The sequence below is a fragment of the Hyphobacterium sp. genome (assembly GCF_965228115.1).
Classification (GTDB): Bacteria; Pseudomonadota; Alphaproteobacteria; order Caulobacterales; family Maricaulaceae; genus Hyphobacterium.
This window is the reverse complement of sequence record NZ_OZ245794.1, coordinates 1,451,150-1,478,143: the sequence shown is the minus strand read 5'-3', so window position 1 is coordinate 1,478,143 and position 26,994 is coordinate 1,451,150. Positions and strand designations below refer to the sequence as shown.

Here is a 26,994-nt window from a genome sequence, read left to right as displayed (position 1 = left end):
CTTCCGCCGAGCGCCTCTCCGGTGCACAATGCCCCTACAAGAAACAGGGGCGACTCAGCCAGGCTGAGCTAACGCCGCACAAATTTGGGGAGAGCAGCCATGCCGATGGAGCCGTCAGGCTATGCGGATGGTTTTGCGCGTGAGCACCTGCCAGAGGAAAGCGACTGGCCGGACTTCCGCTTTGATCTGCCATCTATTCAGTATCCGAACCGACTGAATGCCGCCTCTGAATTGCTGGAGGGTGCAATCGCCAAGGGGTGGGGAGATCGCGTAGCAGTGTATTCCAACGCCCGGACACTGACCTATGCCGAGCTGAATGCCGAAGCGAACCGGCTGGCGCATGTGCTGGTTGATGATCTGGGGCTGGTGACGGGCGAGCGCGTTCTCATCCATGGAGGCAACACGCTCGATCTGATCATCGCCTGGTATGGCTGTCTGAAGGCGGGCGGCATAGCGGTGATGACCATGCCGCTGCTGCGCGAGCCGGAGCTGACCAAGATCGTCGAGAAAGCGCAAATCCAGCTGGCGCTGTGTGCCGCGCCTTTGAAAGCCGAGGTCGAGGCTTGCGCTGCCAAGGAGACGTCGCTGACTCGCGTTGCGCTGCTGGGGTCGGATCAGGAAATCGGCCAGCTGATGGCGGATAAGCCGACCGACTTTACGGCCTGCGATACTGCCGCCGATGATGTCGCGCTGCTGGCTTTCACCTCTGGCACCACGGGTGAGCCGAAGGCCTGCTCGCACTTCCACCGATCTGTGCTCGCCATGGCCGATACATTCGGGGCGATGCTGGACTTGAAGGAAGGCGACATTAATGCTGGCACCCCGCCCTTTGCTTTCACCTTCGGGTTGGGAGCGTTTGTGGTATTTCCGGCGCGGGCGGGAACGGCGGTCGCTTTGCCGGACAAGCCAGGGTTTGAAGCGCTCTGTGAGGCGATCCAGTCGTTTGGTGTGACGCACACATTCACCGCCCCGACGGGGTATCGCGCGCTGATCGGGCTGAAGCCGTCATATGATTTTTCGTCGCTGAAAGGCGGGGTGTCCGCGGGTGAGCACCTTCCCGAAGCCACCTGGCGCGCCTGGCAAGACGCGACCGGGATCGAGCTGGTAGATGGCATTGGCGCCACGGAGATGATCCACATCTTCATTTCCGCGACCGGGCGAGACATACGTCCGGGCGCAACCGGTAGAGCCGTGCCGGGTTATGAAGCTTGCGTTCTGGATGACGCTGGAAAGCCGGTTCCCGATGGAGAGATTGGACACTTGGCCGTTCGGGGACCGACCGGGTGCCTGTATCTCTCTGACGAGCGCCAGAAAACTTATGTTGAGAATGGCTGGAATATCACCGGCGATCTCTACCGCCGCGATGGGCAAGGCTATTTCTGGTATGTCAGCCGCGCGGACGACCTGATTGTGGCCTCTGGCTACAACATCGCCGGGCCAGAAGTGGAACAGGCGCTTTTAATGCACGACGCGGTTGCAGAGTGTGCGGTCGTCGGCCAGCCCTGCGAGGAACGCGGGACGATTGTGGCGGCGCATGTGGTGCTGAAGCAACCCATGCTGGCGGGCACGGAAATGGCGAAAGAGTTGCAGGATTTCGTCAAGCTGACGATTGCGCCCTACAAGTATCCGCGGGCTGTCCATTTCACGGATGCCCTGCCGAAAACCCAGACCGGGAAGATCCAGCGGTTCCGCCTGCGAAGCTAGCTGGTTTATTTCGCCGCTGTCTCGAACCGCAAAACCGGTCCCCACTTTTGCTGAGACAGCTCAGTATTCCGCGCGCCAGCGCAGCGCAATCGACGCTTCAGTATCCCCGGTCAGGCGGGAGAGCAGTGTCAGGTCTGGCGAGAGCGACCATTCCAGCCGCGCGGAAGACAGGGCGACACCCCGGCTTTCCAGCTCCAGATAGACATCATCGGAAATACGCTGACCGCCCGTTACCACTAGTTCGCCATCTGTGCCGGTGGCGATATCCAGCCGGTCCAGCCCGGCGGCGCGTCTCAACCCACCTATAATGCCAAACAGGTTCTGCCCCGAGACCTGTGCGGCGATGGTGGCTGTCTCCAGCGCGCTGAGCTGGCCGGAATTCCGGTCAAAGATCAAACGGGCGAGAATTTCGTCATCGGGCAAGGCCGGGTCACTTGAAAGTTGAATCGTGGGAGAGGAGACGGGGCCGGTCAGGCGCGCATCCACGGTCAGTGAGTCCCGGCTGTGCCGCGCCAGCAAATCAATTTCCGCGGTTCGGGGTCCGCCGCTCAGTGTCACAGTGCCGTCCTGAAGGCGGAATGCGCGATTAAGCAGGAATGCCCGCCCATCAATCAGGATTACCTCACCGTTGATCTGGGGTTTAACTGCACTGCCGAACACCTGCATGTCGGTGCGCCATTCCGACGAAAACATTTCGCCCGAAACGAACAGGTTTCCGGGGGCATTTATAGTGAGATCAAAAAAGAGCGGATAAGCGCGGCGCGATCGGGGCGCTAGCCCGTCGGGTTCGTTGATTTCGGTGACCTCAATCTCCGAGAATGAGGCTGTGTTGGCATCGGGCGGACGGGCGTCAAGCCGGTCAATTGTTATCGACCCCGTGACATCCGCGTTCCGGGCTGTTGCGCGGACTTCCAATTGCCCGGATCCAACCACGTTGAGATCTGGCCTGCGGACGGCGTTGAAGCGGTCAAATTGAGACGTGATGTCGGCCTGCCATCCGGTTTCTGTCCACTGTGCGACACCGTTGGCGTTCAGCGTGCCATCTCCGGGAGAGGCAGCCTGCAATGATTCCAGAATGATCTGATCGGTCTCCCAGACCAGGTTGGCGTTTACACCGTCGACATCAACGCCCAGCTCGGTGGAGCGGAACCGGCCATCGGATAGCTGGCTCTCTCCCGACAGGACCGGCTGCCTCACACGACCGGCTATACTCAAATCTGTGGTCACATTGCCGGAAATCTGGCGAGTGTCCGCAACAAAAAGGGCCAGTATCGGCTCGATCGCGCCCGCGAGGCTTACGCGGCCAGACAGCGGCGCATCCGCTATGATTTCACGTAAGTCGGAAATCGTGCCCGCGCGGACCAGTTCCCCGCTTCCGGAAATCTCGGCACTCTCAATCTCAAGATCAATCGCAAGCGACTCTGCCAGGCGCGCCGTGAGGGCCAGGTTTACCGGACCGGCCGCCTGCAGGCGGCGTAAGCGAAAACCGGTCAGGTCCGTATTGGCCCGTCCGGTCCAGACTCCCTCTTGAAAAACAAGGTCAGCATCCGCGCCGATGCGTCCGGAGGTGCCCGGTCCGCGGATGGCCGAAAAGAGTGTTTCAGCTGGCAAATCCTGAAGCGATAGTTGCAGACGTTGTTGCGCTGACCAGTTCACAGCAAGCTCGGCTTCGCCAATCGTAAGACTGGCATCCAGAGCGGGCGTATCGCCAAAGCGGTATGATAAGGGCTGACGGGTTCGAACGGGAATATCGGCCCAAACGGCGTCAAACTCGACATTTGCGACGCCGTCATTGATCAGCGTATCCGCATCAAGCGTGAAGGCCTCGCGGGCTACGCCTGAGGCACGGGTTGCGATGTCCACGCCTGCAGGCGATTGTGAAACCTCCACAACCAGATCCTCAATATCTGCCGCATTCAAACGCCAGTTTTCGGCGGTAAGTCTCGCTGACCATTGGCCGCTAACCTGTTCGGTCCGGGCCTGAAAAGGGAAAGGGCCTAGGCTGGCTTCACTGGCCAAGAGGACAAGTTGATCGCGATCACGTTCAAAGGTCCCAAGGCCGATGAGTTCGCCCCAATCCGTGCCGCTGGACAATTGCCAATCGGCCGACTGCGTATCGCGATCGGCGCTGAATTCGAGCCCCAGCCGCGGAGAGGTCAACTCCCGGCCGGATATTTCTAGCACTTCAGTTCTTAGTTCGGCGGTCCCGCTTGCTGTATCCAGATCGCCGCTGGCTTCAACGGCCATGGCCGCGCCACCTGCAAGGCTCGCGCTAGCCAGTTGGAGTTCACTCATGACCGCAGCATCCAGGGCAGCCTGCCAGTTTTGCCCTTCTCCTGATGCACGTCCCTCAATCAACAAATCGCGGCCGCGCGCACGGAAGGAGGACAGAGTCCACTCATTGTAATCCGTTTCCAACTGTCCCTGCAGGACGAGTTCCCGGGTCAATTGCCCGATTGTTTCCTGGGTTGGGGATAGCCCGGCCGCATCCAGACCGAATGCCAGGCGCGCGGAACGCTGTGACAGGTCCAGCAAGTCCAGTTCGGCCGAGATCGTACCGGTCGCCGCCTGTGTAAACCGCTCGACTTGTTCTATGCTGGCTTCGAGGCTGCCCGCAAAAGACTGACTTTCGCGCTGATATTCGCCTGAGCCTGCCAGAACGAGCCCTTCGGCGGTGAGTTCGAAGCTTTCAAATAGGAGGCTATCGCCTTGTTGCCGGGCGTTTAGTTCCAGTCCAATCCAGGGCAGTCCGCTACCCGCGAAATTCTCGGGCCATTGCACATCCGTGCCGGTCAAGCTGGCATAGGCGCCCAACTGTCCTTGATCGCGGGTGACCAGCAAACTGCCCCCGAGCTGGGCGACATTTGCCGGCACAATATTCAGATTTGAAGCCTCCAGGATGCCATCCGCGACCCAACCGGCTTGCCAGTCCAGATGACCCGACCATTGCAGTTGTTGTGCGTCGACGGTGTTGCGCGACAGCTGCCTTAAAAGATTGCGTTCCAGAAACAGATTGACCTGCGCGCGTTGATCGCCTGCCGGCTCTGCATTCACGCGCCATCCTTCGCCTTGCGCATCAATTGTCGTGACCGCAAAGGGCGCGAGCGTGCCGCCAAACCCGAGTGACCCGCGAGGCGCAAATGGGAGATTTCGAAGTTCCTCCAGCGTTCCGCCGCGGATATCGATGCTTGCAGTCCAATTGCCGCCGTTCCAGTCAAATGCCGCATTGGCAAGATCGGACTGCGCCAGGTTTACGACTGCGGTCCCGCCGCCGACTGACTGCGTACCCGTCAATCGAGCCTGAAAATCAATATCGCGGCCATCAAGTGGCAGAACGGCCGCCAGCGGGCCGGAACCGGAGATCGCGCCATTCGCCATACCAGAGACCTGGCTGTCGTCTGATAACGTAAACTGCGCCGAGACAAAATCATCGGGAGCATCGAGGCGCTGGATGTTGATTGCGACCCGCCGGGTTTGCTGCAGATTGCCCTCGCCGTCGATCCGGAAACTGGCGGACTGGCCGAGAACAGCCTCAGAAATGTGTAGCTCATCGATCAATAGCGCTCCGACCCGGAGCCGCGGAGGCGAACCGCTGCTGGCCTGTGAAGGGGTCAGCACGGGGCGCCGCAATAACTCCATCCGGGACACGCTCAGACCGTGAATGTCGATTAGCCCCCCGAGCGCAGCGAGTGCAGACCAGCTAAGCTCCGTCTCCTGGAGAACCAGAAACTCGCCAGCCTCATCCAGAACGGCCAGCCGCTCGATGCGCGCGCGGCTCAGCACATTTCCGGAAAGTCCTTCGATGTGAAGTTCCAGCCCGCGCGGCAACTGGCGTTCATGCGCGACCTGCATCACTGTCCAGCGCCCAAGCGGGCCAGTAGCGGCCCAAAGCAAAGTAAAAACCAACCCGATCAGCGCAAAGGCCGCCAGGCTGCTGCGGACAAGCCAGCGTTTCAGACGTGGGCGACCGGCAAACATCAAAATGCCTGCCCGATGCTGATGTAGAAATGCACAGCGTCTTCGCCCGGGCGACGGTCAAATGGTGTGGCGATGTCAAAGCGGATCGGCGCAAAGTCCAGATGATAACGAACCCCAACGCCAAAGGCGGCCCGCATTTCATCAAATTGAGGCGTGCGCGACGCGCTTGCGAATGCGCTGTCGACGAAAGCCGCTGCGCCCCAACGCCCCTCGCTACGCCATCGCGCTTCACCGCTCATTTCAATGACCGAGAGGCCGCCAAAGGGGGCTCCGTTCGGGCCGATGGGAGAAAGGGACTGGAACTCAAACCCGCGCGCCGATCCGCCACCACCCGCGTAGAAACGCTGATCTGCCGCGAGGTCTGCAGCGCCGGTGCCCATTGTCATGCCGATACGGGTTCGGGCTGCGAGCACGAGATTTTCTGCAAGGGAATAATAGGCGCTGCCCCGCAATTCGGTTTGCAAATAGACCGGGCTGGTGTCGCCAAAACTGTAGCCGGGCCTGAGAATGACTGCCGCGTGGACACCTGACGATGGGTCCAGAGGATCATCGCGTTGATCCAATGCCAGGGCGACATTGCCTCGCAGCGAGCTGATATCGCGCACCCCCAAAGCATCCGTCACCCGCGAATAATCAAACGATGTGCCGGCCCGGAATGTCAGTTCGTCCGTGAGGTCACGATAGAAGCTGAAGCCGGCCAGCGCTTCTTCCTGCTGGAATGCATCGGTGTCCTCCGACTTCAAACCGCCGGTCAGTACAAGACCCTGATCGGCCCGCCGCCAGTGCGGAATGGTCAAGCTGGCGGAGAGGGACTGGACCAGCGTGGCGACTTCGCTGGAAATGTTCAGCGTTTCATCACCCGCAAACATGTTCCGGCGGGACCAGCCCAGATTTAAACCCGCCCCTTCTGTTGTGGAGTATCCAAGGCTCGCCTCAATGGCATGGCGCGGGGCGGCTTCAAGCTCGACAATGACCGGCCTTGTTTCCTCTCCATCTGGTCCAACGGGGCTCATCCGGACCTCGGCGCGGCGAACACTTTCCAGCCGCCCCAGCCGGGCTTCGAATTGATCAAGATCTTCCAGCGCAACCGGATCACCCGGCTGTAATGACGCCAATCTGCCGATAAACGGCGCGCGCCATTCTGGTGAAGCCAGATCGATACCGCCATAGCGTGAGAAAGGCCCGGGGTTGTACCGGAAGGTTACTGTCCCCTCGCGAGCGGCGTGATCGATTATAACTTCCCGCTCGAGAATGTCGGCTTCGGGCCACCCGGCGTTCTCAATTGCCGCGAGGCCCATGGCCTCGTTTTCCAGCACCCAGTCGGCGGTCAGCCATTGATCAGGCGCGAGCTGAATAGCGGCTTCTGCTGTGTTGGCGGCAGTGTCCGGAAAGGCTTCGATGGAAAAGCGGCCGACCGTATATCGTGTACCCAGTTCGATCGAGAGCAGGGGCCTGCCTTCCTCGTCAAGCTCGCTGTCGATCCTGACAGCGTAATAGCCTTGAGAACGAAGATACCGGATGGCCCGGTTTTGTGCGGTGCGCAGATTCCGGCGCATCGAAATTTCATCTTCCGGGCCAGCCTCAGTCCGGCCGAGAATGTCCAACACCTGTTGACGCAGATCCGCATTCTCTATGCCGTTGATATCCGCCAATGGGCTATCGGCGGCTGCAGGGGATGCAGTAACCCAAACCCATACAAACAGAAGCGAAAGAAAACGCCGCATTCAACCGACCGCTACAAGACTGATGGATAACTTCCATCAGTATTTGCGATGTTTATGGCGGGAAAGTGCCCGGAAGAACAGCTCGGCTGCGTTTTAAGTGCAAGGCTGACATTGGCAGCAGCGGCAGGATTCAGTCCCAGGCGTTGGGGTTGGTCAAACCCTGCCGCCGCCACTCTGCGCTATAATGACGTTGATCAGACGCCATCATCCCGGGATGTAAGCTCAAGGCTTTCATCCGAGCCTGTCGACCGAGCGTGCAGATCGCTCAAGTCTTGATTGTCAAACTGGTCCACCACGGACGTCAGCACTTGCTCATGGCAGGTGTCCACCTGTGTGCGATCAACCAGGCGATCGCAATATTGAAGGACGGCCTCATCAAGGCGTTCATAGAGTTGCGAGATTGTACGGATGTTGTCGAATTCTGCGGTGTTCGCCGCGAATTCAAAAATATCGTCAGCAGCCAGCGATGGTGCCGCAATCGCGCCTACGGCTGCAAGAGTCAGAATGGTTTTTTTCATGGGGGTGTCCCCTTTTTCTTATGTGTCCAGTCAGACGTTTTTGTGTCACCGATTTGTCATATAAATGTAAACCATCCGTATTCGGAATAATAGCCACTTTCTCATATGAACCAAAAAAGCCTCTATTATATTGTAATATTTATATTTATTACCTCAAATTGAATGCCGAATGGAGTCGAGTTTCGGCTGTTAGGTGAAAAATAATGCGGCATTCAACCGCGTTATCCCGTCGGGAAGCCCGGTCATTTAGCTCAATGGCCGACAATGTTCTGCCGCTCATGCCGGGAGATGCATTGCCAGATTTGATTGGCCCGGTAATGATTGTTTCAAGCGGGAAGATTTTCGAAATCCCGCAAGGGGAGAAAATCATGGCAGACCCTGTCGCGCCGCAGGCGGATGACGCACCGCGCCCGGCCTATGCGCAATATGTCGTTCTTTCGCTATTTGTCGTTTACACGTTCAATTTCATCGACCGGCAGATCGTTGCCGTCATGCAAGAACCGTTGAAGGCCTTTTTTGGCCTTTCGGATTTTCAGTTGGGTCTTTTGACAGGGCCCGCCTTTGCGTTTCTCTACGCCACGCTGGGCATTCCACTGGCTTATCTCGCGGATCGGTGGAACCGGGTCTCGATCATCTCCATTTCGCTGGCGGTCTGGAGTGGATTTACCGCTTTGTTTGGATTGGTGAATTCCTATCTGATGCTGTTCTTGATGCGGGTCGGTGTCGGCATTGGTGAGGCAGGCTGTTCGCCGCCTGCGCACTCTCTGATTTCTGATTACGTCCATCCGCGAAAACGCGGAAGCGCGCTGTCGATCTATTCGCTGGGTATTCCGGTCGGATCGGTTATCGGAATTCTTATGACAGCCGTCGTATACCGCTGGGTGGCGGATTATTACGAGACTTATGGCGCGCCGGGCTGGCTAGCGGCGATTGGCGCAGATGACGCCTGGCGGGTCCCGTTCCTGATCGTCGGTATACCCGGCATTATCCTGGCGATAATTGTCAAGCTGACCATTAAGGAACCGCCCCGAGGCCGTTTTGACAGCGCCGCTGCGAAAGAAAAGACACGCGCTTCGCTCGGAGATGTTGTTCGGGCCCTCACAAGCAAGCCGGCGTTCTGGTTCGTCGCTTTTGCTGCCGCTATTGCGTCGCTGGTTGGGTACGGTCTCTTTCCCTGGTTGCTCAGCTATTTCGTCCGGATTTCGCTGGCCGCCGGTGTTGCTCCGCAAGACGCGCTGGCAAATGCGGCCATCCCGTATTCATTTGTGATCGGAGGTGGTGGATTTGTGGGCACGCTACTGGGTGGTTTTCTGACCGACAAGTTTTCAGCAAAACGGCTCAGTGCCTATGTCGTCATTCCCGGAACGGCACTTCTGTTCTCGCTGCCAATCTATTTCGTTTCGCTTTCTATTCCGCCAAACGCATTTGCCTTCTTGTTGCTGGGTATTGCCAGCGCGCTGGGTTCGATGTGGTACGGACCCGTCTGGGCGGTTGCGCAAAATCTTGTGAAGCCGGCCATGCGGGCCATGGCACCGGCGGTTCTATTGTTGATTATCAACATAATTGGATTGGGATTTGGACCACCTGCCGTCGGTGCTCTGAGCGATTTTCTGGCAGCGACCTATGGTGACGGCGCGCTTCGGATTGCAATTCTGGTGATTGCATCGCTGATCATTCCCGCGGCTATCCTGTTCCTCCTGGCGGGCCGGCATATCGAGAAGGATTGGGAGGCGGAGCGTTGAGGAGAGGCGTGTTGAGCCTGATTGGCCTGTTCATTGGGGCCTTCCCGTTGGCTCTTGCGCAGGATCTACCAGACGATTTTACCACCGGGCCGATCATTTCTGATTACGGACCGGTGGCGGAGGTGGCTGGTGCTGAGGCCATCCCGCTGGATGCAGAATTCCGGATTGCATTCGATGTCGCGGCTCCGGCAGAGGACGGCGGATTGAATCGGTCGCTGGTGAGTGCGGCTCGCTTTATCAATATGCACGCTGCGGCCGGTGTGCATCCGGAGAAAATACATCTCGCTCTCGTCATTCACGGGCGCGCTGTTCGTGATGTGGCGGATGTCGCCGAAGGGGCTTCGGAGACAAATGCTCCCTTGATAGCCGCTTTGATCGAGCAGGGTGTCGAGATCCATGTTTGCGGCCAATCGGCGACATACTATGGGGTTACAAGCGAAGCCCTCTTGCCGGGCGTCCGCATGTCCCTGTCTGCGATGACAGCCCATGCCCAATTGCAACAGAGCGGATATACGCTTAATCCCTTCTAGGGCGCTGTAAAAAGTCCGATACATTCTAACGGATTATCCGGTAAGCAGCGTCTAGTTGCCGGGCAAGCCGAGCGGGGGCTCCTTTGCTAACGATCACCACCAAGTTGCTGATCGATATCATGATTGCGCTGGCTGCCTTTTTCGGCGGCTGGTTTCTGGCGTCCTCAAGTGGCCTGCCTGAAGGCGGCTTGTTTGTCTGGTTGGTAAACGCCGTACTGTTTGCCGGGCTGGTCGTGTTGGCGCAGATTCCAGCGCGCGTCTATCGGCATTCCTGGCGATATGTTTCGCCGCCTGACCTTTTGAGGATCGTTCAGGTCGCTCTGTTTTCGACGCTCGGCCTGGCGCTGATAAATTTTCTGATGTTCCGGCAGGCTATTGGACCGGGTGAGTTTTACGGATTCACCTGGATGCTCGCGACCGGTGGAATGATGCTGGTTAGAACGGCTGTCCGGGCGGCTCGGGAACAAAGGCTTGCAGAATTGCTGCTCCCGCTGCCGGTGCGGGATATTCATGCAGGCAAACCCCGCATGATCCTGATCGGCACGCCGGAAGATGTTGATGCGACCTTGCGGGAAATCATCGATCGACCGGATTTCGGCTATGAGCCTGTTGGCATTGTGCTCGATGAAGAGGGTTTGTCTGGTCAGGGGATCCGAGGCATTCGCGTGTTGGGGACAACCCGCGTGCTTGAATCCATTGCGGATGCTCAGACGGATGGGCCGGAGAGCGATGTGGCGCTTGTCTTCACCGCGCCGCCGCCAACTTTGAAAGGCATTGATCGCGCTGCGATCGCCAGGTTGCGCAAGCGCGACTTCCGCATCCTCACCCTGCCGCGAACCTCCGAACTTTCCGAGACTGACCACGGTACGGTCCGCTTTCGGAAATTGCGGCTAGAGGATCTGCTTTCGCGGCCGCCGGTGAACTTGCCGGTCGAGCCGCTGCGAAATGGCTTCCGCAAGCGCCGCATCATGGTGACAGGCGCCGGCGGAACGATCGGCTCTGAGCTCTGCCGTCAGGCTGCCGCACTGGGATGCTCAGAACTGGTCATGCTGGATCTGGCAGAAACGCCTCTTTTTGACATCGACAGGGAAATAGCCGCACGCTTCACCTCTGTGAAACGCCAGACCCTGCTGCGCGATATCCGGGACGGCGAAGCGATCCGCGACGCGATCAAAAGCACACGCCCGGATGTGATATTTCATGCGGCGGCCTTCAAGCATGTTTCGCTCATGGAAGACCATCCGCGGCAAGCCATCGAAACCAATGTTAAGGGCACGGAAAACGTTGCCAAAGCCGCGCGCGAGTTCGGCGTAGAACAAATGGTCCTGATCTCCACTGACAAGGCAGTCGAGCCGGTCAACGTCATGGGAGCCGCAAAGCGTCTTGCGGAGGCGGTAATTCTGGACATGGCCGAAGCAGCGGAGAATGGAACCCGCTTTGGTGTTGTGCGCTTCGGCAATGTCTTGGGTTCAAATGGGTCGGTTGTGCCCATCTTCCGTTCGCAAATCGAAGCTGGCGGTCCGGTTACGATTACCCATCCCGACATGGAACGTTACTTCATGACGGTCCCTGAAGCGGTTCAGCTGGTGTTGCACGCGACATTGGAGGCGGCCAAGAATGGCGTCGATCCCGCAGTCTACGTTCTGGATATGGGCGAACCCGTCCGGATCGAGGATATGGCGCAGCGTTTGATCGAGTTATGCGCGCCCGCCGGTATGGAATCGGCCATCGAAATAGAGGTCATCGGACCTCGCCCCGGCGAAAAACTGCGTGAAAAACTCATCGATGCAGGGGAAAGCCTAATCTCCGAAATGGATGGGCTGCGAAAAGTTCGCCCGAATGCCGCAAGCCGCTACTCAGCAGATGATGTAAAGGCGCTGGTCGCTTTTGCCCGCAAACACAGCAAGATCGAAGTGGCGGATGAAATTCACTCCGAGGTCGGACGAATTCGCGGCGGCTAGATTGCAATCCAAACTAGAAAAATGGCCGCTCGATCCGTTTACGGATCATCAAAAGGGGGTTGCCAATATTTTTAAAAACAGGACATCCTTTGGCCACTTTAACCGACCTGCCGCACGCGTGGCGCTAACTGACGATCAAGGTTTGTAAATGACTCCCGATATTTCGATTATCGCCCGGTCCGAAGCCATTCTGAAAAACTGGCAAACTCTGGACTGGGCGAGTGTTTTCTCCGCTATTGTCTATCCTGCGCTGGGTGTGCTGGCACTTCTAGCGGCCATCCTTACAGGCCTGGTTTTTGAGGGCGTGACGTTGCATTGGTGGTATGCGCCATTGGCGATCGCGACGATCGCGCTTGCGGTTTTCGTTTGCAATATGGGGATCGGTCCCTTGCATCGTGTGATGCAACACCGGGCAGGTCAACTGGCGGTGCCCGCCCAGATAATGGTGGTCATCAATTGTGTGATTGCAATGCAGGGGCGCTTCAAGGACTGGGTCAATTATCATACCCAACACCATCACTGGTCGGACCAGGCGGGCGATCCACACAACCCGCATGAGGGCAAGCTCTGGGCATGGGTCGGCTGGCTGTTATGGCGCGATGAGGCAGATCTGGAACGGCCGATGGCACGGTGGCTTGAGCGCTATAAGGTGGTCGTGTTCCACGACAAGCATTTCCTGTGGCTTTATTTTGTCGCTCACCTTCTGGTGCCGCTGGCGATCTATGCGACCGTGTTCTTCTTGGGCGGGCCGCTCGTGCTGGTGGCGATCCTGCATGCCTGCCTGGTGATCGGGCGAGGGATCCAGTTTCATGCCACGACGCTGGGCGTGAATGTGTTTGGCCATTTGCAGACCCCGAAATGGTTCGATTACGTCCTGGCCTTCCTGACGGGTGGCGAGGCGCTCCACGCTCACCATCACGATTTCCCGCGTAGCGCCCTGCACTTGCCGAAACGAGGCTTGTGGAACCGGATTGTTGATTACAATGGCACGGCCTTGTTGATCATGAACAAGTTGAACCTGGCAAAAGATCTGAAAATCGCGCCGCAATTCCTGCCGGCGCCTGTGCCAGCCACCAACGGGGATCGTTAGGCTACGTTTCTTTCCTGGCGCCGGTTTGGCAGCCACATAGAAAACTTACTGCCTTTCCCGGGCCGGGCCTCGACCGAGATCCGGCCATTTTGCCGGTCAATCGACTGCCGGACGATCGCAAGGCCAATACCGGCACCGTCATATTGACCGCGCGGATGAAGGCGCCGGAAAGGTTCGAAAATCTTATCTGCGAATTTCGGATCGAATCCGACGCCATTATCGGAAACGGTCAAAATCCAACCTGAGTCGGATTCTGCCAGTTCAACCTTAATTTCTGGTGCTGCATCGGATCGGTATTTGATTGCATTCGAAATGAGATTTTGAAGGCATTGCATGAGTAGAAACGGATCTGCGACAAGCTCGTCTTTGCCGATCAATCGGATCGTCGTCCCCGTTCGCGCAACACGATCGGCGAGCCTTTCCTCAACCTCGCCAATCATTGCTTTCAATGAAATTTTGCGGGGTTTCAGAGGGCGGGATTCAAGCTGAGCATATTCAAGCAGATTATCGATCAGGCTCTGCATTCGACCTGCAGCATCGGCAAGAAATTCGAGGCTCCTGTCGCCGTCGCTGTCGAGGCGTCCGCCATATCGCGTCCTGAGGAGGGTCGAAAACGCCGATATCTTTCTCAAGGGCTCTTGCAGATCATGAGATGCTATCGTTGCGAAGCGATCCAGTTCCCGGTTTGACCTTTCAAGATCCCGATAGGCACGCCGCAGCTGGGTGACATCTGTTATGACGCAATATCCGGTGCGTTCCTCGGATTGCGGGTCGGTTTCAAGATAGGCGTTCAGCAACCCATCAATCACATCACCATTTTTCTTCCTGAATTGAAGCGCAACATTTCGCGCTTTTCCGGAAGAAAGAAAATCAGGCAAGGCGTGTTGTTCTGCGTAAATTCTCGATTCTTTAGATAAAAATAATGTCGCGGCCTTGCCAATAACTTCGTTTCGCTCATAGCCGAGGTGGCTGAGCCAGTAAGCGCTGACATCCGTGATGATCCCTTGCGCGTTAATCTGCTGCAGCATTGCAGGTGTCCGGCGGAAAATGCGCTCAAATCGGTTGCGTTCGCTCTCCAGGCGTTCCTGAAGCTCGATGGAGTCTGTCACATCATGGATAATACCGTTTGCTACCAGCCCGTTCCCGTCCGCTGACTTCTCCGTGACCCGGCCGATTGACCTGATCCATCTCCAGCTGTTGTCAGCATCCCGGACGCGATACAGCAGATTTACAGTATCGGAGCGGCCCTCTGCCATGGCGGCTGTTTGACGGATCACTTCACCCAGATCATCCCGGTGCACGAAGGAACACCAATACGCTCCTGTGAATTCGCCAGCCTGGCTTTCCAGATCAAGATAACGCGTCAGCGGGCCGGCCAAACGCGTTATGTTTTCTACCAGATCAAATCGCCATGCGGCGAGGTCAGCCGCCTCCAGCGCCGTGGACAGGTAGATGTCGGTTTCCGCAAACCGTTGCTCAAGCGATTTGTGTTCTGTGACGTCAGTGAAGAGCCCGGCGATCACGGACGGGCTGCCGTCAGCATTACGTGACACGACCCGTCCGCGGTCAGAAATGATGATGGACTCACCCGCTGATTCTTCGAAGACAAGGTCAGCCTGCGCTTCGCCCTTGGTGATGATTTCCCTGACGAGGCGGTCACAACGATCCCGGCTATCGGGCGTCAGCCTTGCTTTCCATTCTTCCAGTGTCAGCCGGATGACAGGCCCTTCGGCCTTGAAAACGGTTTGCGCGACCGGACCTGCGACATCGATCTGTTCACTTGCGAGATCAAAGCGCCAGGCTGTTTCGCGGCTCGACTCCAGAGCGTCCAGAAAAAGTTTTTCAGTTTCTGTCGCCGGAGCGCGGGTTTTTGGCTCGTCCGTTACGTCCCTGACGATTGTGATATGTCCGGTCGGCTCGCCGGTCTCATCGCGAATTGGAATGCCCACGGCCTCTCCCGTGAACTGGCTTCCATCTTTCCTGACGAAGGATTGTCGATATGTTGTCGAGAACAGACCTGAATCCGTCTTCTCTCGTGATGCCCAGATACGGTTGTATTCGACCTTGCTGGTGTAGAGAAAATCGGTTGTGCGGCCGAGAACTTCCGCCGCGCGATACCCGCTCAGCTTCTCGAAGGCAGTATTCACCTGCCAGATAGTCCGGTCTGCATGGACCACGACGATGGCATCAGGCGAGCGCCGAAACAGCTGTTCCAGTGTAGCGGCAATTGAGGTCGACTGGCTCATCCCGGCTCCCGAATCAGTTGTTAGGATACGCATTCTCTGATCTCCTGAAACTGTTTGTTCCCGGCTGCGGACCGCCTGAGGCCGAGGCTGGTCAAACGGGGATTGGGCATTATCCTCCCGCGGTCAGTCATCCGGGATGAAAAGTGTGACCCAGAACGGCCGCGAGGGCAGCAGCCCGATATTATCTGTTGAAGACCTTGCCGTGACTTTTTCCACGCCAGACGGGGCGGTGGATGCGGTTCGCGGGATCAATCTAAAGATTGAACCCGGCGAGTGCCTCGCGGTTGTCGGTGAGTCCGGTTCGGGGAAAAGCCAGACATTCCTGACGGCGATGGGGCTGCTGGCTTCGAATGGGAAGGCGACGGGATCAATCAAATACCGTGGTCAGGAAATTCTGAACCTCGGCACCGGAAAGTTGAACAAGATCCGTGGCAAGTCGATGACCATGATCTTCCAGGATCCGTTGACCTCACTGACAGCGCATATGCGGGTCGGTGATCAAATGCACGAAGTCCTCAAGAAACATATGCGTCTCCAAGGTGACGCGGCTGACAAGCGCGCACTTGATTGGTTGGAGCGCGTCCGCATTCCAGAAGCAAAACGGCGGCTGAAGCAGTACCCGCATGAACTGTCCGGCGGGATGCGCCAGCGTGTCATGATCGCGATGTCGATGCTATGCGAGCCGGACCTGTTGATCGCGGACGAACCTACAACGGCCCTGGATGTCACGGTCCAGGCTCAAGTGCTCGACATCATGGATGACCTGAAAAAGGAAACCGGTGCCGCAATTGCCCTGATCACGCACGATATGGGTGTGGTCGCCCGTATGGCCGACCGGGTCGAGGTGATGCGCCACGGCGTTTATGTCGAAAGCGGAACCGTCGAAAAGATCTTTCACGAGCCGGAAAACGAATATACGCGCATGTTGCTCGACGCCATGCCGCGGATCGACCAGCCCGATAAGCCGGGTCATGCCGCTCTTCCCAAATATGAAGAGCGGGAGGGGGAAGCCCCGTTATTGCAGGCGGAGGATGTGAGGGTTCACTTCCCGATCACCGTTGGTGGCGGAATATTCCCAAAGCGCAAACCCCTGAAAGCGGTCGACGGTATCAGTTTTGATCTTCGCCGCGGGGAAACGCTGGGCGTGGTTGGCGAATCCGGTTGTGGGAAGTCCACGCTTGCGCGTGCAGTGTTGCAGCTGGTCCCGGCGATCGGAGGTACAATAGCCTGGCTAGGCCGCGACCTGACCAAAGCCAACAAAAAGAAATTGCGGGAATCCCGCCGCGATTTGCAGATCGTGTTCCAGGATCCGCTGGCTTCGCTTGACCCCCGTATGACAGTTGGCGCGTCGATTGCCGAGCCACTGCTGACCTATGAGCGGCGCCTCAACCGCGAACAGCGTCAGGCATGCGTCCGCGCTATGATGCAAAAGGTCGGTCTCGATCCGAATATGATCAACCGCTACCCGCATGAGCTTTCAGGCGGCCAAAACCAGCGGGTCGGAATTGCCCGGGCCATGATTCTCGGGCCGAAACTGGTGATCTGCGACGAAGCGGTTTCGGCGCTGGATGTATCGATTCAAGCCCAGATCATCGAGTTGTTGATCAACCTTCAAAAAGAGATGGATCTCTCCATGATCTTCATCTCTCATGACCTGTCGGTCGTGCGCGAAGTGTCCCACCGGGTCATGGTTTTGTATCTGGGGCGCGTGGTGGAACTGGCTGACCGGCAGCAAATCTATGACAATGCCCGCCATCCCTACACGCAGGCGCTCATTTCCGCTGTTCCCATCCCCGATCCGGCAATTGAAAAATCCCGTGAGCGGATCAAGCTGGAGGGCGATCTGCCGTCCCCGATGGACCCCCGGGCCCAGCTGCGCTTCCTGAAATCAAAGCTGATCGATGAGGAAGGGGCCGAGCAATACCGGCCACAATTGCAAGAGGTGGAACCGGGACATTTTGTTGCCGAGCATGACCCCATCGAGACTGTGGTTGAAAACTGACCGGACTGACCGACAATCTGACCTATAATTCATTATGGAAGCGCGCCGCGACGCCTTAGGTTGCGGCGCGATTTTGGTTGGTAAGGATGGTCTGGATGTCAATTTCATCGGGTTTGCGGTTTTCCCAGCCGTTAGTAGCGCTTATGGCCGCTGTAACGGTTCTGGGTGCCCCGTCAGCTTTCACCTGGCAAGGTGAGGGTTTCGCGCACGACAACAGCGACATCGCGCCCGACCCCTCTGTGACTTACGGCATGCTGGAAAACGGGATGCGCTATGCCATCATGGAGAATGATACGCCGCCGAATACAGCGTCCATCCGCATGGCGCTGAATGTAGGTTCGCTGGTCGAGGATGAAGACCAGCGGGGTCTGGCTCACTTCCTCGAGCACATGGCTTTCAACGGCTCCGAGAATGTTCCGGAAGGCGAGATGGTCGCCTTGCTTGAGCGGTACGGGCTGCAATTCGGCCCGGACACCAATGCCGGGACCGGACGGGAATTGGTCGTTTATCAGCTCGACATGCCGGAGACCGACGCCGACACCCTCGGGACCGGTCTGTTCCTGATGCGCGAAACGGCTTCCAACCTGACCATGACCGAAGAGGCAATTGATCGCGAGCGCAACATCATCCTTTCTGAGGAACGTGTCCGGGATACGCCTATCCGGCGCTGGCAAAATGCGCTTCTTGAATTCCGTTATCCCGGTTCGCTGGCCGCCCAGCGCGATGCGATTGGTATTCCAGAGGTCATATCCACGGCACCGCGTGAGGCCTTTTTGCGCTATTATGAAGAGTACTACACGCCCGACCGCACCTTCCTGTCGATCGTGGGCGATTTCGATGCCGCCGAGATCGAGGCGATGATCATCGAGCGTTTCTCAGACTGGGAAATGCCAGAGGACCCCGGCACGGTTCCGGTTGCTGCTGAAGTTGATGCCGATCGCGGTTTTGATACCGGTTATTTCCAGGATCCGGACTTTTTCACGGTCATCACCGTGGAATCCATAAAGCCCGACACCATTGAACCGGATACGGTTGCCAGCCGGTATGAAGGCCTGCTGGATTCGCTTGGCAATTCGATTCTGACCCGCCGGTTCTCGACCATCGTTAATTCAGGAACCTCGCCCTTGATTCAAGCCGGTTCGGGTTACTCAACCGACGAGTTCGGTGTTGCCGCGCGAGCTAACATCCTTGCGGTGTCTCAACCTGAGCGCTGGGAAGAAGCGATGGGAATCGTCGAACAGGAGCGCCGCCGGGCTCTGGAATTTGGTTTCACCCAATCCGAGCTGGATGAACAGCTGATCAATTTGCGAACCGGTCTCGAGACCGCCGCTGAACAAGCCGATACTCGCGGCTCTGTCGGGCTGGCAGAGGCGTTATGGGGCAGCTGGCTTTCCGAAACGGTCTTCAGTCATCCCGCGGATGCGCTGGAGCGTTTCAACCGCCTTGAGGAGACGCTGACGCTTGAGGCCGTAAATGCTGCCTTCCGGGAACAATGGGAGGGTAATGGCCCGCTGGTTCTACTGGCGTCCTCGCTGGAGATTGAAAACGCCGAAGCGCAGATTGCCGAGGTCTGGAATGCCAGTACTGAAGTGGCCGTTGCAGCCATGGAGGAAGAAGAGCTGGCGGCTTGGGCGTATGAAGAATTTGGAGAACCTGGTGAAGTGCTCGAACGCACACAGGTTGACGATCTCGACGTGACCCAACTTGTCTTCGACAATGGTGTCAGTGTGACACTAAAGCAGACCGATTTCGAAACCGACCTTATCCGGATCAATCTTACTTTCGGACACGGAGATCTGGAACCGATTGCCGAACCCGTTGTCGATACCGTTGCCGGGAATATTTTTACTGCAGGCGGTCTTGAAGCTCACTCCATTGATGAGCTGCAACGCGTGCTGGCAGGACGGAATGTCGGCGGCAGTTTTGGCGTCAGCGCAGGCGGTTTCAACATGTCGGGCACGACCACGTCTGATGATCTCTTGCTGCAATTCCAGTTGTTTGCGGCGTATTTCACGGCACCGGGATTCCGTCCGGAGAGCCTCGCGCAATATCGCGCAACCCTGCCGGAATCGCTGCGGAGTCTGGGATCAACCCCGGGCGGCGTCCGTAGCCGTGAACTCGGCCGCATGTTGCGCTCAGGCGACCAACGCTACGGATTCCCGACCCTGGAAGAGGCCATGGCAATTGATCTGGACGATGTCCGGGCATTCCTCATGCCAGCGCTCGAAAACGCACCGATCGAAGTAACGGTGGTTGGCGATTTTGAAGAGCAGGCCGTGGTTGATGCAATTGCGTCCACGCTTGGCGCAATGCCGGACCGGGCCGGAACGTGGCCGCTTGATGACTCCAATGCAATTCTGGAATTTCCTGATCCCACGGATCAGCCAATCGTGCTTAATCACAATGGCGGTGAGGACCAGGCGCTGGTGAATGTCTATTGGCCAACAACAGATGATACGGATCCGCGCCGTTCCCGTACCTTGCGCTTGATGCGGGCCGTGCTGGCGCTGAAGTTGACGGAAACTCTGCGGGAGGCCGAAGCATTTACCTATTCGGCGGCCTCATCCAATGTCGAAAGCTTCTATCATCCGGATTATGGCTATCTTTATGTCGGTGCGGATGTGACCGTCGACAATGTCGAGGAAGTTTATGCCACGATTGATCAGATCGCTGAAGATATGGCGAATGGCGAGATCACCGACGATGAATTGTTGCGGGCGAGACGGCCGCTTCTTGAACAAATCCAGAATGCGTTTGAAAGTAATGGTGTCTGGCTCTCCTGGCTGACTCAATCCATTGAGCACCCCGAGCGGCTGGATCGAATTCGCTCAATCACGTCTGACTATGAAAGCATTTCGCTCGACGAAATCGTCGATGTCGCACGGACCTATATCCGCGATGACACGGCTTATCGCGTGTCTATTTTGCCAAACGCGGACCGCTAAACCACGAAAATTGGGAGGAAATAATGCGGATTCTAACCGGAATGCTTACCGCAGGCCTGCTGGCCGGAGCGGCCTGGAGCCAGGACGTCGAACGGATCACAGAAGGCAATCTGGTGATGGAAAACATCCCGGATATCCCTCAATCCGTGCGAGATCGATTGCAGCAATTCCAGAATACCCGCTCGGCCGGGTTTCAGGGCTTCGTCGGTGAAGATGGTGGCATTCTGGTTTCCACCCGTTTTGGCGAAACAACCCAGATCCACCATGTGGCGTCCCCGATGGGGATGCGCCGCCAGCTGACTTTCTTTGATGAGCGGGTTGGCGGCGCGAGCTACCGGCCGGAACGCGGAGGAGGTTTTGTTTTCACCCGCGATACCGGCGGGGACGAGATGTTCCAGGCCTATTTCTTCGATCTGGAGAGCGGTGAAACGACACGCATCACCGAGCCGGACACCCGGAATGGCGGGCTTGCCTGGTCTAATGATGGTGACCGGATGGCCTGGTATCGGGCCCTGCCGGGTGAAGCTGACTGGGACATTTATGTGGCTGCCGTTGATAATCCGGAAGCCACGCGCCGCAAAGTGCTGGAGGGCGAGGGGGCCATGTATCCGGTCGACTGGTCGCCGGATGGCTCACACCTGATCATTGGCCGCTATTTCTCGATCCAGCATTCCCAGATCCACCTTCTGGACCTGGAAAGCGGTGAGATGGCGCAGATCAATCCGGATGTTGAAATCTCCTACGCCGCGGTCGAATTCGATCCGTCAGGCGAGTTTATCTGGGCAGTCAGCGATCAGTTCGGCGAGTTTCGCCGTATCACCCAGATTGATCTGGAGACGGGCGAGGTGACCCCCTTTGGCCCGGATCATGGGTGGGACATTACCTCTATGGATGTTTCACCGGATGGCAGCCGCATTGCTTATGCAACAAATGCAGGCGGGCTATCCGAGCTTCACATGATCGATACGGCGACGGGCGAAGCTCTGCCGGTTCCGGAATTGCCGGTCGGTCTGCTGGGGGGATTGTCCTTTGACGAAGCCGGGGACCGTATCGGCCTTACATTTGTTGCCTCGACCTCCCCAGCTGACGCCTGGTCATTCGAGGTTGGGTCGACGGCGCTGACACGCTGGACCCAAAGCGAGGTCGGCGGTCTTGATACGTCCACCTTCGTATCGCCGACGCTGATCGAATATGAAAGCTTTGACGGGCTGGACGTCCCGGCTTTCTATTTCCGTCCGGAAAGTGACGAACCGCTCCCGGTGATCGTTTCGATCCATGGCGGACCTGAATCCCAGTATCGTCCGGGCTTCTCCTCGACCTTCCAGTACTGGACATCCGAGCTTGGGGCCGCGGTGATTGCCCCAAATGTCCGCGGATCTGCGGGTTATGGGTCCGAGTATGTCGCGATGGACAATGGCTTCCTGCGCGAAGATTCCGTGCGTGACATCGGTGCCCTGCTGGATTGGATCGCGGAACAGCCGGAACTCGATGCTGACCGCGTCGTGGTTTATGGCGGATCCTATGGTGGTTATATGGTGCTGGCTTCGTTGATGCACTACTCCGACCGGCTCGCAGGTGGCGTGAACATTGTTGGAATTTCCAACTTCGTGACGTTCCTGCAAAACACATCCGGTTATCGCCGTGATCTCCGCCGGGCCGAATATGGCGATGAGCGAGATCCGGACATGTATCAGCACCTGCAGGAAATTTCTCCGGCCAACCATCCTGAACGGATCACGAGCCCGCTGTTTATCATTCAGGGCTATAATGACCCGCGGGTACCGACCAGCGAAGCCGAGCAAATCCTCGCCGCCGTCCGCGAAGCCGGTGGCGACCCCTGGTATCTCCTCGCGATGGATGAAGGTCATGGATTTGCCAAGCGATCCAATCAGGACTTCATGCGTGAGGCCGTCACCATGTTCCTGCACGAAACGCTGGAACTGGACGACTGATAAAAGCCCGGCGGGTCACAGAAATGTGGCTCGCCGGATTTCACTTCATCAACTAGAATTCCGACACATTCATTGGGGGATGTGTTGATGATCCGTATTGCGTCCAGCTTGCTGGCCGGTTTGTGCGCGGCTGCGTCCGCCTTCGCAACTGACCGTATCATCGTCGCTTCGGTAGAAGTTGAAGCCACACCTGAAGCCATCTGGGAAATGTGGACCACCGAAGACGGGCTGTCCTTTTTTGCGCCCGCTGCGCAGATCGATTTGCGCCCTGGCGGTATCTATGAGGTTTATTTTCTTCCGGATGCACCTGAGGGCATGAGGGGGTCTGAAGGGACCACTATTCTTGGATTGCAAGAGAACCGGATGCTGACGGTCACCTGGGCCTTGCCGCCCTACATGCAGGAGGTGCGGCCTCACCTGACACCCCTGACGATCGAGATTATACCGGTCGGCGAGACCTCAACGCGCGTCATGGTGACCCATTCCGGCTGGGGCGAAGGCGGTGAGTGGGATGAAGCCTATGCCTATTTTCAGGACAATTGGCCACAAGTGCTTTCCCTGATGGCCGAGGCATTGACGACGCCGTCAGAATAGGCTGCCTTCGGCGCAGCCGATCGCTTGAATTAAGGGAGTCCCCAATGCGTTCTGTTGCCTTGCTTGGTGTGTTTGCGCTTGCCGCCTGTTCCAGCAATCCGGCTACACCGCCGGTTCCACCGGTTCCGGCTGATCCTGAAAATGCCCAGTCAGTGGTTGAAGCGGCGCGCCAATGCGAAGTCGCGGACTATCCGGAAGTTGCCGTGACCATGAGTGTGCCCGAATTCGGCGGTAACCCGGATATCGCAACAAGGAATGGCCTTGCAGGTGAACTTTATCTGGAAATGATCAGCGCTGCGCCTTGCGTTTATGCGCTGCCGTCAGGCTTGCATTTCCGTATTCTTCGCGCTGCTGGCGAAGAGGGTTTGACGCCGGAAGGCGGAGAATTGGTGCGCGTGCATTATGAGGGCACGAGTACGGAAGGTGAGACGTTTGATTCTTCATATGATCGCGGAACGCCTGCGGAGTTTCCATCCGGACGCCTGATCTCCGGATGGGTTGAAGCGCTGGGTTTGATGCGGACCGGGGAAGAGTGGGAGCTCTATATTCCTGCCGAGCTGGGCTATGGCGCGCGCGGTACGCCCGGGGGTCCGATCGGATCAAATCAGACGCTTTATTTCCGGATGGAACTGATCTGCCTGCCGGGCCGCGAAGACGGGGGTTGCGACGACGCCTAGCGCGACAGGCGCAGATTGGTGAGGTCGCCCGCGATCAGCTCGAAGGCATTGCGCAAGGCCTCATTCGAGGGGCTGTCGAAATACAGGCTCGAGTGCGAGGCGCACGCGCGCATCAGGTCGCGGGTGGTCGAATTGTTGACCTGAAAGGTGATGGTATAAACGCGGATGCCCTGGGCGCGCGCATAGGCGCAGGCGGCGGCCGTCCGGTCATTCAGCGCATTCCGCAGAAGCCATGAGCTGGAGGATATCACGCCCAGACGGCCCTCGCGGATATAGCCATAGCCGGAATAATCCGAGTAGTTGATATTGCTCCGGCCGTTGATGACGTTTGTACCATCGGTGAGGATGACCATGGCCTTGATGTTTTCCTCGTCATCATAGGCGTTGCCTTCCGTGAAAGGCGCTTGCGGCGAGAGCACGCGGACCCCCCAGGACACCCCAATGGGGATATTGGTCGTGCCGCTTGCAATCATGTCATCGATCGCATCATCAATGATGGAGCGGCTTTGCGTCAGTGGCGTGATCGGGCGCGCTGTGCAGCCCCAGTTGGAGGCCGATCCCCAGGGGTTCACGCCCGCATATTTATCGCTGTTCATCAGCCGGGCGAGCAGGTTGGAGCCACCCATTCCATCGGACATATAGCTGTTGGAATAGCCGGAGTATCCGCTGGGCTCGTCCGGTGCAAAATAGGGCACAAATAGCGTATCCGGATCGCCGGGATCGGGAGCAATGTCTTCGACATCCAAGGGGATTTCCCGCGCCTCAATACAACCGTCCCAGCTTTCATACTGCATGGAATCAATCACATCCCAGCGATTGGCCGGTGGATCAAAGTTGTTGGAATGCACAGGCGAGATGCCATCGGGATCAAGCCACCAGGCGCGCTCATATTCCGTGCCGACATTTACCGTTGAGGAAAACGGCACCAGGCCGATCTCCAGCATGTCCGGATCGTCGGCATTGTCGTGCAGGATCTCGGTGAGAAGCGCGGCAGCGTCGCGCAAGGCGGCAATCTTCGAACCGGACATCGAGCCGGTGTTGTCGAGCACCATAACCAGTTCCAGGGCGGTGCGGGCGCGCTGAACCTCGCTTTCCCAATCAACAGTCAGATGTTCGATGCCGATCAGGCCGAGAAAGGCGGTTTCAACCCGCGATGTTCCGGACACGATGACAACATTATTGGTGTCATCGACCGAGACATTGATTGTTCCCAGATCGCCTACTTCATAGTCGGGGTAGTTTGCCGCGACGACAGACTGCGCCAGAGAAATGGCATCTTCGGTTGGCAGATTCGGGCTGGCTCCGACGGCGAGCGCTGCGGCATCCAGCGCTTCGGCCAGTCGCGCGCGCGCATTCATGGCCTGATTGAAGTCGACCGCGCCGCCGCCCATGACGGTAACCGGTACCAGCATAAGGGCAAAGATCATCGCGACATTGGCGCGTTGATCGGCGAGAAAGGATTTAAACCAGTTGCGGAACATGCTGCGGACCCCGCGTCAAAACCACGGGGCAGGAATCCGCAAAATAAGACCCTGCGCACTCGAAAGCGTGGCGCAGGGTTAAGAATTGGTCGATTGAATGGGGTTGTTTAGCGGGCAATCCGGAGATTGCTGAGATCGCCGGCAATCAGCTCAAAGGCGTTCTGGAGCGCTTCGTTCGACGGGCTGTCGAAGTAAAGGCTCGGGTGCGAGGCGCACTCTTCCATAAGCCGCCGCGTGGAGCCTGAATTGACCTGGAAAGTGATCGTATAGACCCGGATGCCTTGCTCACGCGCATAACGGCAAGCGGCTGCTGTTCGCCCATCAAGCGCATCTGAAAGCTGATTGCTGGAAGACGTTTCGACACCCAAACGACCCTCGGAAATATAGCCGTAGGCAGAGTAATCCGAAAGCAACGGGGTGCCACGGCCGCGCAAGACATTCTCGCCGTCTGTCAGGATGATCATCGCCTTGATTGTATTGCGTTCGTTATAGGCGACGCCTTCGGTGAAGGGCTCCTGTGGAGAAATAACCCGCACGCCCCAGGCGATGCCATTGGGAATATTCGTGGTTCCAGAGGCACCCATATCGGCGATTGCATTTTCTACCGCGCGGCGATTGCCCGTCATCGGCGTGATAGGAGTTGTCGTGCAACCGTCGTTCGGCCCGCCATTGCGGGGACGGCCGCGATCATATTTGGTGATATCAGCGAGGACAGCCAACAGTCCAGGAACGCCCAAACCACTAAGCAAGCCCCCAAGAATCCCGTCATCATCATCGAGATAGCTATTTGAAAAGCCGCCGGAATCCGGCTCGTCAGGGGCAAAGAATGGCACGAAAAGCGTATCAGGATCATTCCGGCTTGGCGCTACATCCTCGATATCCAACGGCAGCGGCCGGGCTTCGACACAACCGTCCCAACGTGTATTGCGCAGATCATCAAAGAGATTCCAGTGGGTTTCGAATCCTGTGTCTTCGATCTCTTCGGTTCGGCACACCTCGCGTCCGCGTCCGCGCCCGCGCCCGCGACCTCTACCGCGTCCACGTCGTTCACAGACTTCAACCTCTGTTCCGTTATCATCACCGGCTTGCCAGTTGGCATGATATGGCGCGTCACCGTCGGGATCGAGCCACCAAGACCGTTCGAAGGAGCGTCCCACATTCACGGTGGCAGCAAATGGAACAAGGCCGATCCGGAGATCATCCGGATTGGCGGCATTATCATGCAGCATCCCAGTCAAGGTGGTTGCAGCGTCGCGGAGCGCGCGGATCTTTGATCCGCCCATGGACCCGGTATTGTCCAGCACCATGACCAGTTCGAGGTTGTTTTGGGCGCGGACAACCTGGCTGGTCCAGTCGACATTGATGTAGTCCATTCCTACAAGGCCGAGCAGGGTGGTCTGGATACGTGACTGACCGGAGATTGTTACAATGCCCTCATCATCATCAATGCTGAGGCTGATCGAATGAACATCGCCAATCTCGCGGGCCGGGTAGTTCGCGGCCAAGAAGTCCATTGCCGCCTGTTCCGATTGCGCCAGTGTCAAATTCGGGTTTGAGCCTACAGCCAGCGCGGCAGCATCAAGCGCTTCGGCGAGACGGCCTCGCGCATTCATGGCCTGCGCGAAATCAATCGCTCCGCCGCCCATTCCTGCGATCGGTACCAGCGCAAGCGAGAAAACTGTCGCGACATTCCCGCCCGTCGCGGCGAGGAAGCTCGTCAGATTTGTGAAAAACCGCCTCATTGGATCAGGCCTTTGTTCACCATTCCTGTGTGGAAGATGCCGCAAACCTCTTAAAATCACGTGGAAATACAGGGTTTATCGCGGGTAAACGCCGGGCTAGTGAATGAA

At 57.6% G+C, this 26,994-nt stretch carries 16 protein-coding genes; 10 read left to right on the top strand and 6 right to left on the bottom strand.

Going from position 1 to position 26,994, the window contains the following annotated elements:
• The first annotated feature begins 105 nt into the window (after positions 1-105).
• Positions 106-1,704, top strand: coding sequence for an AMP-binding protein (locus ACO079_RS07845; protein ID WP_421792930.1), 1,599 nt, complete (start codon positions 106-108; stop codon positions 1,702-1,704).
• Between the two features lie 60 nt (positions 1,705-1,764).
• Here the strand turns inward: ACO079_RS07845 and ACO079_RS07840 are convergent, their stop codons facing one another.
• The 3 genes from ACO079_RS07840 to ACO079_RS07830 all read right to left on the bottom strand — a co-directional run bounded on the left by ACO079_RS07840 (position 1,765) and on the right by ACO079_RS07830 (position 7,924).
• On the bottom strand, positions 1,765-5,682 hold the full coding sequence (locus ACO079_RS07840) for a translocation/assembly module TamB domain-containing protein (protein ID WP_421789018.1): 3,918 nt from the start codon (positions 5,680-5,682) through the stop codon (positions 1,765-1,767).
• Positions 5,682-7,406 (bottom strand): autotransporter assembly complex protein TamA, encoded by a 1,725-nt coding sequence (locus tag ACO079_RS07835; protein ID WP_421789016.1) that lies wholly within the window; start codon positions 7,404-7,406, stop codon positions 5,682-5,684. The genes ACO079_RS07840 and ACO079_RS07835 overlap by 1 nt, the downstream gene beginning before the upstream one ends.
• Positions 7,407-7,600: 194 nt before the next feature.
• Positions 7,601-7,924, bottom strand: a complete 324-nt coding sequence (locus ACO079_RS07830) for a hypothetical protein (protein ID WP_421789014.1) — start codon at positions 7,922-7,924, stop codon at positions 7,601-7,603.
• Positions 7,925-8,292: 368 nt separating this feature from the next.
• Between ACO079_RS07830 and ACO079_RS07825 the strand changes: the two genes are divergently transcribed.
• The 4 genes from ACO079_RS07825 (at position 8,293) to ACO079_RS07810 (ending at position 13,247) form a co-directional block, all read left to right on the top strand.
• Positions 8,293-9,666: a spinster family MFS transporter gene (locus ACO079_RS07825; RefSeq protein ID WP_421789013.1), complete on the top strand. Its 1,374-nt coding sequence runs from the start codon at positions 8,293-8,295 to the stop codon at positions 9,664-9,666.
• An 8-nt stretch (positions 9,667-9,674) separates the two neighbouring features.
• Positions 9,675-10,196: a DsrE family protein gene (locus ACO079_RS07820; RefSeq protein ID WP_421789012.1), complete on the top strand. Its 522-nt coding sequence runs from the start codon at positions 9,675-9,677 to the stop codon at positions 10,194-10,196.
• An 83-nt stretch (positions 10,197-10,279) separates the two neighbouring features.
• On the top strand, positions 10,280-12,157 hold the full coding sequence (locus ACO079_RS07815) for a polysaccharide biosynthesis protein (protein WP_421789010.1): 1,878 nt from the start codon (positions 10,280-10,282) through the stop codon (positions 12,155-12,157).
• Positions 12,158-12,305: 148 nt separating this feature from the next.
• Entirely contained in the window at positions 12,306-13,247 is a 942-nt protein-coding gene (locus ACO079_RS07810) for an acyl-CoA desaturase (RefSeq protein ID WP_421789008.1), read from the top strand.
• On the opposite strand, the gene ACO079_RS07805 is transcribed toward ACO079_RS07810, so the two are convergent.
• Positions 13,244-15,526, bottom strand: a complete 2,283-nt coding sequence (locus ACO079_RS07805) for a PAS domain-containing sensor histidine kinase (protein ID WP_421789006.1) — start codon at positions 15,524-15,526, stop codon at positions 13,244-13,246. The two genes, ACO079_RS07810 and ACO079_RS07805, sit on opposite strands and share 4 nt — an antisense overlap.
• A gap of 112 nt (positions 15,527-15,638) precedes the next feature.
• Here ACO079_RS07805 and ACO079_RS07800 point away from each other — a divergent pair, with 112 nt between their 5' ends.
• The 5 genes from ACO079_RS07800 (at position 15,639) to ACO079_RS07780 (ending at position 23,663) form a co-directional block, all read left to right on the top strand.
• Positions 15,639-17,495 (top strand): dipeptide ABC transporter ATP-binding protein, encoded by a 1,857-nt coding sequence (locus tag ACO079_RS07800; protein ID WP_421789004.1) that lies wholly within the window; start codon positions 15,639-15,641, stop codon positions 17,493-17,495.
• Positions 17,496-17,590: 95 nt separating this feature from the next.
• Positions 17,591-20,440 (top strand): M16 family metallopeptidase, encoded by a 2,850-nt coding sequence (locus ACO079_RS07795; RefSeq protein ID WP_421789002.1) that lies wholly within the window; start codon positions 17,591-17,593, stop codon positions 20,438-20,440.
• A 23-nt stretch (positions 20,441-20,463) separates the two neighbouring features.
• Positions 20,464-22,392, top strand: a complete 1,929-nt coding sequence (locus ACO079_RS07790) for an alpha/beta fold hydrolase (RefSeq protein WP_421789000.1) — start codon at positions 20,464-20,466, stop codon at positions 22,390-22,392.
• Positions 22,393-22,479: 87 nt separating this feature from the next.
• Positions 22,480-22,986, top strand: a complete 507-nt coding sequence (locus ACO079_RS07785; protein ID WP_421788998.1) for an SRPBCC family protein — start codon at positions 22,480-22,482, stop codon at positions 22,984-22,986.
• A 44-nt stretch (positions 22,987-23,030) separates the two neighbouring features.
• Positions 23,031-23,663, top strand: a complete 633-nt coding sequence (locus ACO079_RS07780; protein ID WP_421788996.1) for an FKBP-type peptidyl-prolyl cis-trans isomerase — start codon at positions 23,031-23,033, stop codon at positions 23,661-23,663.
• Here ACO079_RS07780 and ACO079_RS07775 read toward each other — a convergent pair.
• The gene (locus ACO079_RS07775) at positions 23,660-25,144 is read right to left on the bottom strand and encodes a TadE/TadG family type IV pilus assembly protein (RefSeq protein ID WP_421788994.1); all 1,485 of its coding nucleotides are present in this window, start codon (positions 25,142-25,144) and stop codon (positions 23,660-23,662) included. The two genes, ACO079_RS07780 and ACO079_RS07775, sit on opposite strands and share 4 nt — an antisense overlap.
• Positions 25,145-25,251: 107 nt before the next feature.
• Positions 25,252-26,886 carry a pilus assembly protein TadG-related protein gene (locus ACO079_RS07770; protein WP_421788992.1) on the bottom strand — a complete coding sequence of 545 codons (1,635 nt, stop codon included), beginning with the start codon at positions 26,884-26,886 and terminating at the stop codon, positions 25,252-25,254.
• Between the last annotated feature and the right edge of the window lie 108 nt (positions 26,887-26,994).

Bases quoted from the DNA above. Each gene is read 5' to 3' on its own strand.
- ACO079_RS07845 (WP_421792930.1), top strand. From the start codon at position 106: ATGGAGCCGTCAGGCTATGCGGATGGTTTTGCGCGTGAGCACCTGCCA.
- ACO079_RS07835 (WP_421789016.1), bottom strand. From the start codon at position 7,406: ATGCGGCGTTTTCTTTCGCTTCTGTTTGTATGGGTTTGGGTTACTGCA.
- ACO079_RS07830 (WP_421789014.1), bottom strand. From the start codon at position 7,924: ATGAAAAAAACCATTCTGACTCTTGCAGCCGTAGGCGCGATTGCGGCA.
- ACO079_RS07825 (WP_421789013.1), top strand. From the start codon at position 8,293: ATGGCAGACCCTGTCGCGCCGCAGGCGGATGACGCACCGCGCCCGGCC.
- ACO079_RS07810 (WP_421789008.1), top strand. From the start codon at position 12,306: ATGACTCCCGATATTTCGATTATCGCCCGGTCCGAAGCCATTCTGAAA.
- ACO079_RS07775 (WP_421788994.1), bottom strand. From the start codon at position 25,144: ATGTTCCGCAACTGGTTTAAATCCTTTCTCGCCGATCAACGCGCCAAT.
- ACO079_RS07805 (WP_421789006.1), bottom strand. From the start codon at position 15,526: ATGCGTATCCTAACAACTGATTCGGGAGCCGGGATGAGCCAGTCGACC.
- ACO079_RS07840 (WP_421789018.1), bottom strand. From the start codon at position 5,682: ATGTTTGCCGGTCGCCCACGTCTGAAACGCTGGCTTGTCCGCAGCAGC.
- ACO079_RS07790 (WP_421789000.1), top strand. From the start codon at position 20,464: ATGCGGATTCTAACCGGAATGCTTACCGCAGGCCTGCTGGCCGGAGCG.
- ACO079_RS07780 (WP_421788996.1), top strand. From the start codon at position 23,031: ATGCGTTCTGTTGCCTTGCTTGGTGTGTTTGCGCTTGCCGCCTGTTCC.
- ACO079_RS07770 (WP_421788992.1), bottom strand. From the start codon at position 26,886: ATGAGGCGGTTTTTCACAAATCTGACGAGCTTCCTCGCCGCGACGGGC.
- ACO079_RS07795 (WP_421789002.1), top strand. From the start codon at position 17,591: ATGTCAATTTCATCGGGTTTGCGGTTTTCCCAGCCGTTAGTAGCGCTT.
- ACO079_RS07785 (WP_421788998.1), top strand. From the start codon at position 22,480: ATGATCCGTATTGCGTCCAGCTTGCTGGCCGGTTTGTGCGCGGCTGCG.